Here is a 12,004-nt window from a genome sequence, read left to right as displayed (position 1 = left end):
CAATATAAATTAATCGTAATAATTTGTTACTTATGACTGCCAAAATTATACCAATTACCGATGTTGCAATTCCATTTAATGCAGAGCAGACTACTAAGAGCATAATGGTCGGAGCATTCCGGCTTGTGGAAACCCCATATAGGAACACAAGGAGAAGCAGATGGCCACTTTAGAAGGCGGCGCCTACGACGACGTGTTGTTCGGCTCCCGTTTTGACGACTTCATCCGCGCCCATGGCGGTGATGATCTCGTATTCGGAGGCGATGGCAACGACACTATCTTCGGCGGCAACGGGAGTGACATCCTTTTCGGCGGCACGGGCAATGACACCCTGTTCGGCGAAAACGGGAACGACATTCTCTTCGGAAATGAAGGAAACGACGTCTTGAGCGGCGGCAATGGCAGTGACGTGCTGTATGGCGGCAATGGAGATGACATTCTCCAGGGCGGCAACGGCTCCGACCTGCTTTATGGCGGCGCGCATAATGACATTCTCTACGGTGGGAACGGCAACGACATCCTCGATGGCGGTGCAGGAAACGACGTTCTCATCGGTGGAAATGGCAGCGATACATTCCTGTTCAACGGTGGCGGCGGAAACGACGTCATTCTCGACTTCAATCCCGGTGAAGACATTCTGCAGATTCAGAAGGGCATCAATGGCCTTGATATCTCTTCCGCAGACGATCTTGCCGACCGTGTCACGCAGGTTGGTGGCAATGTCGTTGTCGATCTCGGCAATGGCGACACCGTTACACTCGTGAACACCAATGCAGATGACGTACAGGCTCATCCCGACCAGTACTTCACCGTTCACTAATTGAACAATTGAGAGCGTGCCCGGCATTCCTCCCGCCGGGCACGTTTCGTCTTTACCGGGCACGCATCTTCCCCAGTTTTGCGTGCCCGGACCTTCCTGCAAGCCGCAATTCCTGCAAGAATGAAAGGGCCTCACATTGAACCTCGACCATTCGGCGGACACTGAAAGCAAAACCGAGAACCTCTCCATTTGCCGCCTCTGCGCCGATGTCGCTGTGGTCATCTGGGATATTCCAGGCCCGGCTCGTACAACCACCAAATGCAAATTTGAAATGCCGGTTCAGCCGGTTCCGCTGCTGAGTGTCGGCATTCCACTCGAAACCGGCGGCCTGCGCATGTTCTGGGCCATGCGCACGGGCAGTGAACCTGCCGAACTTTCGCTTTCCGCAGGCTCCCTTGGTCCGACTACTCAGGCTGTTGTCTATCCGGCCAGTGAACTTGCCCCCTTCGACGTCGAGCATGTCGTTAGCGAACTTACCCTGCCCGGACATATCAAGCTTCTGACCACCATTCTGACTACGTGGCGCAGCACTTTCCGGCTTTCGCGAAACCAGACTTTCGCATCCCTCGTGCGTGACCTGACTTTCGCATTGACGCCGGAACCGCGCGAGGCCCAGCATTGCGGCGAACCGGTTCAGGGACACCATCTCCTTGAAACAGCGGTCGACCCAATGCTGGGCGAGATTTCCGCCATCTATGGCATCACCTCCGGCAGCGTGATGGTTATTCCGCCACGCTTTGTCGTGGGCAAGCAGACGCGCAATGCCTGGCAACCTTGCCATTTTCTGCTGGAAGCACCGCAGGATCTGCCGTCTTCGCTGTTGCTGGTGCTCACCGGTCAGAAAGGCGTTGCCGTTCGCAAGCTTGCGAATACTGGCGAACCGACAGATTTTGCCAAATGGTGGACCAAATGGCAGGGTAATGGCGCATTGCGCGAATTTCTGGTTCGCCAGCTTGGCAAACTCAGCCCGGCGGGGGCCGCAGTTGCCATTGACCTGCAAACGCGCGCGCCGTTGCCGGTTCGCCAGATCGCGCAGTCTCCCAGCCACCCCGCTGCGGAAATCGACCTCGCTCTGGCGCTCGACGGCGGCTTGATCGTGGGGGGATGGATGCATGATCCCGCCGCCATGCTGGCGGATATCGAATATCTCCCGGAAAACGGAAGCGCGCTGTCGCTGAAGCCGAACTTTCACAAATTTCCCGGCAAGATAGCCAAGCGCGAAGATGCACCCCAGCAGGATGTGACAGGGTTTGTCGCCTGGCTTCCTTCGGTACAAAATCTCGGGCCGCTTTTGCAGCCACGGTTCCAGTTGCGCCTTGCATCGGGCGCGACCGCGCCTCTTGTGCCCGCACCGCAGCCCTTCGAGCCATCGACGCAGCGCAATCGCATTTTGCGATCCGTACCGCCGCAACAGGCAAGGCCACACGTCTTCTCGCATATTCTGGGACCAGCCCTCACAGAAGTAGAGAAGAAGCTCGCCGCAACAGTGCATATATCCGAGGTTAAGGAATACGGAACGACGCCGGCCTCGCCGCTCGCATCCATCGTTATCCCGCTTTATCGCAACCTCGATTTCCTGCGTTTCCAGTTTTCATCCATGGCAACCGACCCATGGCTGCTGGAAAACGCAGAGTTCATCTTCGTGCTGGATTCCCCTGAAATTCAGGACGACACCGAACACATGCTGGGCGGGCTGCACATTCTGCATGATATGCCGTTCAAACTGGCAATCATGAACCGCAATGGCGGCTATGCGCGTGCCTGCAATGCAGGGGCCAGCATAGCGACCGGAACGACCATCGTCATGTTGAACTCCGACGTCGTGCCCGCCGAACATGGCTGGTTGCAGCAACTGATCCAGCCATTGTTCGACCAGCCGAAGCTCGGAGCAATCGGCCCTCGCCTTCTGTTCGAGGACGGCTCGCTTCAACATGCCGGGCTTTATTTTGCGCGTGACCGCCAGGGCATCTGGCTGAACCACCACTACTACAAGGGCATGCCGGGCAACTATCCGCCGGCACTCCGGTCCCGCGAAGTTCCGGGCGTCACCGGCGCCTGCCTCATAACCCGCAAGGATATCTTCGATCTCGTCGGCGGTTATACGGAGGATTATGTCATCGGCGATTATGAGGATAGCGATCTTTGCCTGAAGATCAGGCAACTCGGCTTCCAGATTTTCTACGAACCTTCCGTAGCGCTTTACCATTTCGAACGCCGCTCGATCCGTCGCAGCGCGGATTACATGCGCGGCCTCGCCAGCCAATATAATTCCTGGCTCCATACACAGCGCTGGGACGACGACATTACCGAGTTGATGGCCCAGCCACGGGAACAGGAGCGCACAGTCGACCTGTCGAACGTGATCATGACAAAATCTGAAAGGAGCGCCGCGTGACGGACGTGGTAGTGCTGAAACAGCCAGAACCTGAAGCCAAACCAGCAATACCGAGTGCACAGATCGACTGGCTGATGCAGTCTGTTTTGACGAACCGTTTTCTGCCCTCCCCCGATCCGAACAGCGTGTTCGTCGGCGATGGAGATTATCGCGCCGTTGGGGCAGAGTTCCTCGGACACTTCATTCGCAAGGGCGGACTTCGGCCCGACGCCCGCGTACTCGATATCGGTTCCGGCATCGGACGCATGGCAGTGCCGCTGACGCAATATCTCGATCCAGCCAAAGCCCGCTATTCCGGCATCGATCCCGTGGCAGGCGGCGTAAACTGGTGCCGCCAGAACATCACGTCGCGCTATCCTAATTTCGAGTTTCGTCACATCGATATCGCCCATGACCTCTATAATCCCAAGGGTGCAGTGAATGGGCTCAGCCTTGTCCTGCCATTCGCGGACAACAGTTTCGATTTCGTCATCATGACATCGGTGGTCACGCACCTGCCATCAGACGAGGTCAAGACCTATCTCGATCAGATCTCCCGTGTGCTTGCGCCGGGCGGGAAACTGTTCATGACGGCTTTCGTGGTGGACGATGTGGCCGCACGCGACCGCCATGGCAAACGCGACAGGCGGCTTGCATTTGAGCGCCATGGCAGCGGACCCTGCTGGTTCGTGCCGGAACTGCCGCCGCTTGCGGCTGTGGGATTTGAAAACGGTTTTCTGGATCGTGCACTTGCCGGGGCCAAGCTGACGCTCGAAACAAAATCCTTCGGCCATTGGCGCGGCATTGAGGCAGATCACTATCAGGATATTTTCATCGCTTTGCGAGGTGCTGCCTGATGGCCCAGCGCGTTCTGATTGCAGCCCACAACCATCCGTCGCTCCATCCGGGCGGAACGGAAATTTTCGCGCACGATCTGTTTCGGGCCTATCAGCGTGCCGGTTGCGAAGCCATGTTCATGGGCGCCACCAACAAGGTGCATCGCGAAGCCCGCCCCGGCACAAGCTTCCAGAGCATCGGCAATGGCGGCGATGAGATCCTGCTCTGGTCGGGTCACTTCGACCGTTTCTACATGAGCCAGATCGACCTTTACGGGATTGTTCCGGACATTGTGGAACTGCTGAACGATTTCCGGCCGGATGTCGTCCATCTGCACCACCTGCTTTTGCTCGGCGCCGAATTCCCGCATATCGTGCGCCGCACGTTGCCTGATTGCCGTATCGTGCTGACTTTGCACGACTATTATCCGATCTGCCATCACGATGGATTGATGGTCCGCACGACCGGCAAGGAACTTTGCCATGGGGCAAGCCCTGACCGCTGCCATGCCTGCTTCAAGGACATTGCGCTCGATAAATTCGTGCTGCGCGAACGGCATATCAAATCGCTTTTGAGTGCTGTCGATGCGTTCGTTTCGCCGAGCGAATTTCTCAAGCAGCGTTACGTCGAATGGGGCATTGCGGAGGAACTCATCAGCGTCATTCCCAATGGCCAGCCGGAACGTCCAGCGGCCGCAACCCGGCAGGTGGAGCGCAGCAAACCTGTTTTCGGCTATTTCGGCAATCTCAATCCGTGGAAAGGCACAACGGTCCTCCTTGAAGCCGCACAGCAACTCATCTCGGAGGGTTTCGATTTCGAATTGCGGGTGCATGGCTCAGCACCGTTTCAAAGCGAAAGCTTCGTCAGTGAAATTGACCGGCTCTTTGCCGAAACCTCGCCTTTTGTCCAGCGTCGGGGTGCCTATCGCCGCGAGGATATCGCCCAACTGATCCAGGCCGTCGATTGCGCAATCATGCCGTCGATCTGGTGGGAAAATGCGCCCCTCGTCATTCAGGAAGCACAAGGACAGAACCGTCCGGTCATATGCAGCAATATCGGTGGAATGGCCGAAATGATTGAACATGAGGTCAACGGCCTCACCGTTCCACCGAATGATCCGCTGGCACTCGCCCAGGCGATGCGCCGAATGGCGGAAAACCCGGATTTGCGCCAGTCGCTCAGTGACAATGCGCGTCATCCGGACACCATCGACACCACAGCGGCACGCTATCTCGATCTGATTGGGACATTGCGTATCGCCCGTGTCGAGGCAGCATGAGAGGTAAATCATGAACATCGCGACCAAAGTTCCATCCGAGGGGGAAGCAAAGCAGGCCGCAGCGCCGAACGCCGCAGCCGGGCCTCAAAGGACCGAAGTCATGAAAGGACGCGTTGATGCCATTGAGGAAGGCCGCCTCTATGGCTGGGCCTTCGATCCTTCTGTCCCGACCGAGCGGCTTCTGATCCGTGTTCTGCTGGACGACAAGCCTATCGCGGAGGCCCCAGCCGACAAGGACCGCCCCGATCTCAAGCGCAACGGTATCGGCGACGGCAAACACGCTTTTGAAGTGATGTTGCCGCAATTCGCCGCCGCGCGGGCGGGCGAACTCGTCGTCGTTGCCGCAAACGCGGCTGGCAGCGAGCAGAAACTGCGCGTACCGAAGCCCGACGAACAGGCCGCCGAAGCGCTTATCGCCGCGCCTATGACGCGTATTCTGGACAAGCTCGACATGCTCATGGCGGCGCAACGCCAGCTACAGGTCAATCAGCGCTCCTTGCAGCGTGTTGCGCCAACCCTCGATGCATCGGGCAATGCCGCCCCGGCGGAACTGCTGGACATTGCCAGTTCCGTCGATGGCTTGCGCACCGATCTTCATCAGCGCATGACCGAGCTTGATGTGCACATCATGCGCATGGATGGTGTTGTCGCCGGATTGGAACAGCGGATGGAAGATGTGCGCAAGCGCAGCAGCGGCGACATCAAGCTCCTGTTCATGCTGATGTTCGTCATGGCAGGTTTCGTCGCCGGCGCCCTTCTCACCCTAGCGGTCATGCCCTGAAGGGAGGTCTCATGGCGCAAGACGAAAGACCTACCACGCAGCATCCTGCAAGACCTGCCCGGTCTCCGGATCGTCCTCCCATGATGATGGAGGGTGAAATGGTGGTCGGCAGCGTGATTGAGGACACGCTGGTGCTGGTACTCGGCATCGGCAGTGCCACAAACGACCAGGTGACAGCGTTCCTGAATGGCGATCCCGCCATGAGCGTAAAGACGAGCCTGGTCACATGGCCGCTCAAGGAGCCTTCACCTGCCGGAACACATGGTTTCGTAGCCATAGTGCCTACGGCTGCCTTGCGCCGTGGCATCTTGAAGACGATCATGTTCCAGCACCGGGCAAAGGTCGCTCGATACAATTTTGCTTCGCGCTCGGCTTCCATCGCCGATTTTGTCGCCATGATCGGCGATCTTGCGGGGCCGAGCCTGCCGGGCGTCATCGATGAGCTGGTGGAGGGGTTGATCTCCGGCCCCATCAGCCGCAAGAAACTTTCTGCCATCACCGTTCTGTTGCAGGCGGGAGCCCGTTCAGATGGCTGCATTGAACTCATCGGCGGCAGCGACGAGGGCGAGATTTTCGTTCAGGGCTGGGCGCAGGACCTGACGCCTGCCGTTACCCGTCTGCTGATCAGCGGCAAGACTCCTTCGCTCGCTGAATGCGCAATCAGTGTCTTTGCACGGCCCGACCTGAATGATGAAGCTTCCGGGTTTGCCGGTCTTCTGCTTGCCAATGAACCGGTTGAACCCACTGATATCGAGCGGCTTTTGTTTCGCGGGCGAAGGGGCTGGCGTTTTACCGAAGTCTATGACCGCAGGCTCTTGTCCGGTTCCCGCGAGACACCGGGCCATATTCGGGCGATCCTGCCAAGGGTACGCAGCTCGACGGATATTCTGCTGCGCATGCGTTCCGCCGCAAACCGCTTCGACGGTGCCGACACGGTATCCGGCCTTCCCTTTCCCGTGAGAATGGGAATAGACAATGTGTTCCGGGTTGGAGGCAGCGGCATGCTGGTTTCCGGCTGGCTGCTCGATCCCGACAGCCATGTGGAAAGCGTGAAACTGCGCCGCCATCGCGGTGAAATCCAGATCGACACGACCTGGACCCGCATCGACCGGCCCGACGTCACCCGCGAATTCGACAACCAGCCGCCCTTCAATGCAGGTCTTGACCCCAGCCGTCATGCCCACGGTTTCGTCGCCTTCGCGCCGGAACTTGCCGGTGACAGCACCGCACCGTTTTATCTCGAACTTGCGATCAGCGATGGACGGCGGGCCTTCTTTCCATTGACGCCAACCCGCGTGACCTCGCGGGATGCCATTGTCCGGCAAATCCGCGCCACTGACCCAAATGCATGGGCTTTGCGCCATATTGTGGACCAGCAGCTCGTGCCATTGCTGCGCGGCGTCAACCGGCCCGCACCGGAAGTTTTTGGTGTTGTCGATCTCGGCCCCTTCGAAGATGCGATAGGGCCTGCGATCATCATCGGCATTGACGAGCGCGTCGAGGAAGTTGAGCCTTTGCTGGCACTACTCGCGCTTGATCCCGAAACCCGCATCGCGCCGATCGTGATCGCGGCGGCGACCGAAATCATTGACCGCGTGGGCGTACAGATCAGGCGTCTTGCGGATTTCTACCGCCTGCGCATCCGACTCGTTTCTGCAACTGGGTCGGAAGACCTTTACGATGCGCTGGAAGTCGGAGCCCGCACAGTTTCAACGGATCAGGTCATCTTTCTGGCCGGGTCGCTGCTACCGCGCCGCGCCGGATGGCTGAACAAGCTCGTCAGCGCCTATGAAGCGCACAAGGACTGCGTTTTGTCTCCCACCCTCGCCTATGAGGATGACTCAATCCGCTGGGCGGGAACCTGGGTCGCAGGTCCGCAATCTGGCATGTCGGCAGACCGCGCCTTGATCAGCCGCTATGCCGGTTATCCCATCGATGCGGTTTCAGGCATGTCATTGACGGAAGTCGCAACGGCGACGTTCGAATGCTGCATTCTTCCACGCGAAGCCCTGTTTTCGGTCGGCGGCTTCACGCGCGGCTATCTCGGCACCCACGAAAAGGGACTGGATCTCGGATTGAAACTGAAACAATCGGGCCTGCGCTCCTATTGGTTGCCTTCAGCACAGATGCTGGGAGCGGACGACACATCCGTCACCGACAGGGCATCGACCATTGCCCTCATCGAGCGCATCGACCGGCAGGTCTTCGATGCACGCTGGTCGTCCATTCTCGCTGGCAGGCGCAAGGTACAGGCGGAGGAACCCGCATGAGCGATAAACTCCGTGTTCTCATCATCTCTCACGCCCACCCGTCAATCTCGCTCGGAGGCGGTGAAATCGCTTCCTACAATCTGCACAAGGGGTTGAATGCTGTTCCGGGCGTCCAGGCGGTCTATCTGGCACGGGCTGCCCACCCGATCCCCCGGCACGGCACGACGGCGCTCATGAGCATGCGGCGCGCCAGCGACGAAATCCTGTTCCATGCCGATGAATACGATCACTTCTATCTGTCGAACAAGAACACCGATGAAATCCGCCGCGACCTGCTGCGCTTCGTTCGCGATTTCGACCCGGACATCGTGCATTTCCATCACGTTCTGGGCCTCGGGCTGGAAACGCTCTACGCCATTCGCGAAGCGCTGCCGGATCGCATCATTCTGGTGACGTTTCACGAGTTCCTGCCCATCTGCAATAATGACGGCCAGATGGTCAAGGCAGGCACGTCCAAGCTCTGCAATGAGGCATCTCCCATCGATTGCCACGCCTGTTTTCCGCAGATACCGCCTGCGCGTTTCCTCAAGCGGGAACGCTTTGTGCGCGGCATGCTGGAACTGGCCGACGCCTTCGTCTCGCCGAGCGAGTTTCTCGCCAATCGCTATCTCGAATGGGGCCTCAACCCGGACAAGATGGCGGTCATAGAGAACGGTATCGCTATCCGCGACGTTACCCCTCCACGTGAACTGACCGGCCCGAACCCGCGTCGTAGCCGCTTTGCTTTTTTCGGTCAGATCAATCCGTTCAAGGGCATCGACGTACTGGTTGATGCCGTATCGCGTGTACCGGAACAGGTCTGGGGTGAGGATTCCCGCCTGATGATCTTCGGTGGCAATCTGGAAAAGCAGCCGCCTGCTTTTCAGGAACGCATGCACAAGCTGATTGAAGAGGCTGGCCCGCGCGTACGTTTCTACGGCGCTTACCAGAATGCTGAAATGCCGCGCCTCATGCAGTCGGTTGACTGGGTGGTCATGCCTTCAATCTGGTGGGAAAACTCACCCATTGTCATTCAGGAGGCCCTGCATCATCGCCGCCCGGTCATCTGCTCGAACATCGGCGGCATGGCGGAGAAAATCCGCGACGGCGAAGACGGCCTGCATTTCCGCGTTCGCAGCGCAGAAGACCTGGCCGACCGCTTTACAGAGGTGCTGAGCGAGCCGACCATATGGGACAGGTTGCACAATTCCATCCGCAATCCGGTCCACTATGTCGACTGCGCAAAGGAGCATCTTGATCTTTATAACCGGCTGCGGGAGTCAAAACCGCGCAGACAGAAACCGGCAGTTTCTGAAACTGCTCTTTCTCAGGCAAGCTGAGCCTGGCTTGCCTGTATCTTTAGAAGAAGGAAGACCGTATGGCACGCGCCCTCGTCATGATCCCTGCGGGAGAAGTGTACGATCACGACAATGTCCGCTGGTATCGTCATACTGACGTTCAGGGCAGCATCAATCATTATCACAATATCGGCGATGCTTTCGTCTTCGAGTCATCGTTGAAGCTGATGAATTACGAGAAGGTATCCGAACTCCCGATCACCAATTTCTCACCGGAGAAGATCGATCAGCTGCGTGAAGAATATGATTATGTGATCCTGCGCGGCTCTAACTATATCAACAAGGATATGAACTGGCGTGACACGATCCCGGTATTGCAGCGGCTGAAACTGCCGGTCATCGCATTCGGCGTCGGCGCACAGGCACCGGTCAGAGGGGAAATACAACTTTCCGAAGAGACGAAGGCGGTCCTGCGCATCATCGCGGATTCCACGACATCCATCGGCGTGCGCGGTGCTTATACGGCACAGGTACTCAACGATATCGGCATTCGCAATGTGCGCATCGTCGGTTGCCCGACCGCATTTCGCCGCAACAACCAGCATCTGCGCATCAAATTGCCGCCGCTGGAAAACGTTGCCCAAGTCGGCGTTACGGTGCGCCGTGAGGTCTCACCGGCCTATGCGCAGGATATCGAGCAATATCTGACCCGCCACCGCAATCTCATCAAATCCATGGCCGAACGCTTCGATGTGACATTGATGGCGCAAGGCGAGATCGATGAAAAGAAGATGGTCTTCGGCACGGCGGAGCAGAAGGAGGAGGCCATTGCGGCTCTCAAGAACCATCGCTGGACGGCAGACTGGTATTTCGACGAGACGATTGAAAACCTCTATCGCCATCGCATGTTCTATTCGGATGTCGTAGCCGATTACGAAGAGCTGGTGCGCAGACAGCAGCTTGTTCTCGGCTATCGCCTGCATGGCAATCTGATGGCGCTCGCCAATGGCGTTCCGTCCATCTATTTCACCTATGACAGCCGTACGGCGGAATTTGCTGAGACTTACAAGATACCAAGCTATGATGTCTTCAGCGACAAGCCATTCCAACTGGAAGACTACTGGGACCAGTCGCTGTTCGATAAATATAACCGGGCATGGTTCGAGACCTACGCCGAGATGAAGCAGTTTCTCGATGAAAACGGTGTCGACAACAAGATGACGGAAACCGGTCTTCCGATCGCTGAACTGAAAGTCGCCTGAAGATCAGTCCTTTGGCAGTTGAGCGGGACTATTGCCCTTTTGCTCTTCTGCCAGCAGCGACCATGCGGCGATGAACATCGCAGCAATCAACGGTCCCACCACAAAACCATTGATCCCGATCAGGGAAATGCCGCCAATGGTGGAGATCAATACGACGTAATCCGGCATGCGGGTGCCTTTTCCAACGAGTGGCGGACGCAGGAGATTGTCCACCAGCCCGATCACGAACACACCGACGAAAACCAGAACAGCTCCGCTGATCCATTCTCCACTGGCAAAAAACCAAGCCGCCGCGGGCAACCAGACAAGTGCTGCGCCAACGGCTGGCAACATGGAGAGGAATGTCATCATGACGCCCCAGAGCAAGGCTGCTTCCACACCGAGAAGCCAAAAGGTCACGCCGCCTATCGTTCCCTGAATGACGGCGATGATGATATTGCCTTTCACAGTCGCACGGATGACGGCGGTGAACTTTTCCAGAAACTGCCGGGTATATTCATCATTGAGCGGAATGGCCCGCCTGATCTTCCGCCCAAGATCCGCACCGTCGCGAAACAGGAAGAACAGCAGATAAAGCATGATGCCGAAGCCGATGAAAAATTGCAGCGTATTCTGGCCGAAGCTGACCAGCTTTCCGGCAAAAAGCTGACTGCCCTGCATGACTGCGGACGATATGCGCGCACGCCACTCGGCGAAATTGCCCAGCTCGAACCGGGTCAACCACTCCTCAAGGGAATCCGGCAAGGCACCCAGAATACGTGAAATATAACTGTTCAGATCGAACTCGCGACTGCTCAGTCGCTGGTAGAGGGAGTTACCCTCCTGCACCAGCGAGCCGAAAATGGCCAGCATGGGAATGATGACAAGACAGATGCACATCAGCACGGAAAGCAGGGCCGCGATGTTCTTCCTGCCCCCAAGCAGACGTTCCAGGCGCTGCTGCACCGGCGAGAACACCACGGCAAGAATAACCGCCCACAGGACCGCCGAATAATAAGGCAGCAGCAACCACGCAAAGGCGACGGTGACCAGTGCCAGTAGGATATAGAAGCTCGCGCGCTGGACGGACATGAACACCTGCTACAGATTTCCGGGTCGGGAAAC

9 protein-coding genes are annotated in these 12,004 nt (G+C 57.7%); 8 read left to right on the top strand and 1 reads right to left on the bottom strand.

Going from position 1 to position 12,004, the window contains the following annotated elements; genetic code table 11:
• The first annotated feature begins 160 nt into the window (after positions 1 to 160).
• The 8 genes from AC0TOF_RS18360 to AC0TOF_RS18325 all read left to right on the top strand — a co-directional run bounded on the left by AC0TOF_RS18360 (position 161) and on the right by AC0TOF_RS18325 (position 10,900).
• Positions 161 to 820 (top strand): calcium-binding protein, encoded by a 660-nt coding sequence (locus AC0TOF_RS18360; RefSeq protein ID WP_122002475.1) that lies wholly within the window; start codon positions 161 to 163, stop codon positions 818 to 820.
• Positions 821 to 956: 136 nt separating this feature from the next.
• The gene (locus tag AC0TOF_RS18355; RefSeq protein ID WP_473769304.1) at positions 957 to 3,215 is read left to right on the top strand and encodes a glycosyltransferase family 2 protein; all 2,259 of its coding nucleotides are present in this window, start codon (positions 957 to 959) and stop codon (positions 3,213 to 3,215) included.
• Positions 3,212 to 4,051, top strand: coding sequence for a class I SAM-dependent methyltransferase (locus AC0TOF_RS18350; protein WP_473769303.1), 840 nt, complete (start codon positions 3,212 to 3,214; stop codon positions 4,049 to 4,051). Before AC0TOF_RS18355 ends, AC0TOF_RS18350 begins: the two co-directional genes overlap by 4 nt.
• Positions 4,051 to 5,310: a glycosyltransferase family 4 protein gene (locus AC0TOF_RS18345; protein ID WP_473769302.1), complete on the top strand. Its 1,260-nt coding sequence runs from the start codon at positions 4,051 to 4,053 to the stop codon at positions 5,308 to 5,310. The genes AC0TOF_RS18350 and AC0TOF_RS18345 overlap by 1 nt, the downstream gene beginning before the upstream one ends.
• Before the next feature lie 10 nt (positions 5,311 to 5,320).
• On the top strand, positions 5,321 to 6,091 hold the full coding sequence (locus AC0TOF_RS18340) for a hypothetical protein (protein ID WP_473769301.1): 771 nt from the start codon (positions 5,321 to 5,323) through the stop codon (positions 6,089 to 6,091).
• A gap of 80 nt (positions 6,092 to 6,171) precedes the next feature.
• Positions 6,172 to 8,361 carry a glycosyltransferase family 2 protein gene (locus AC0TOF_RS18335; protein ID WP_473769300.1) on the top strand — a complete coding sequence of 730 codons (2,190 nt, stop codon included), beginning with the start codon at positions 6,172 to 6,174 and terminating at the stop codon, positions 8,359 to 8,361.
• A complete protein-coding gene (locus AC0TOF_RS18330) occupies positions 8,358 to 9,680 on the top strand; it encodes a glycosyltransferase family 4 protein (RefSeq protein ID WP_473769299.1) in 1,323 nt (440 codons plus the stop codon). Before AC0TOF_RS18335 ends, AC0TOF_RS18330 begins: the two co-directional genes overlap by 4 nt.
• A 38-nt stretch (positions 9,681 to 9,718) precedes the next feature.
• Positions 9,719 to 10,900: a polysaccharide pyruvyl transferase family protein gene (locus AC0TOF_RS18325; RefSeq protein WP_473769298.1), complete on the top strand. Its 1,182-nt coding sequence runs from the start codon at positions 9,719 to 9,721 to the stop codon at positions 10,898 to 10,900.
• Between the two features lie 3 nt (positions 10,901 to 10,903).
• On the opposite strand, the gene AC0TOF_RS18320 is transcribed toward AC0TOF_RS18325, so the two are convergent.
• Positions 10,904 to 11,971: an AI-2E family transporter gene (locus tag AC0TOF_RS18320; protein WP_473769297.1), complete on the bottom strand. Its 1,068-nt coding sequence runs from the start codon at positions 11,969 to 11,971 to the stop codon at positions 10,904 to 10,906.
• Positions 11,972 to 12,004: the final 33 nt, after the last annotated feature.

The sequence above is a fragment of the Ochrobactrum sp. PL_is501 genome, assembly GCF_055816895.1.
This window is presented reverse-complemented; position numbering and strand designations above follow the sequence as displayed.

What these genes read in the sequence shown, in the direction of transcription:
- AC0TOF_RS18345 (WP_473769302.1), top strand. Translation starts at nt 4,051, where the DNA reads ATGGCCCAGCGCGTTCTGATTGCAGCCCACAACCATCCGTCGCTCCAT.
- AC0TOF_RS18325 (WP_473769298.1), top strand. Translation starts at nt 9,719, where the DNA reads ATGGCACGCGCCCTCGTCATGATCCCTGCGGGAGAAGTGTACGATCAC.
- AC0TOF_RS18340 (WP_473769301.1), top strand. Translation starts at nt 5,321, where the DNA reads ATGAACATCGCGACCAAAGTTCCATCCGAGGGGGAAGCAAAGCAGGCC.
- AC0TOF_RS18320 (WP_473769297.1), bottom strand. Translation starts at nt 11,971, where the DNA reads ATGTCCGTCCAGCGCGCGAGCTTCTATATCCTACTGGCACTGGTCACC.
- AC0TOF_RS18330 (WP_473769299.1), top strand. Translation starts at nt 8,358, where the DNA reads ATGAGCGATAAACTCCGTGTTCTCATCATCTCTCACGCCCACCCGTCA.
- AC0TOF_RS18335 (WP_473769300.1), top strand. Translation starts at nt 6,172, where the DNA reads ATGATGATGGAGGGTGAAATGGTGGTCGGCAGCGTGATTGAGGACACG.
- AC0TOF_RS18360 (WP_122002475.1), top strand. Translation starts at nt 161, where the DNA reads ATGGCCACTTTAGAAGGCGGCGCCTACGACGACGTGTTGTTCGGCTCC.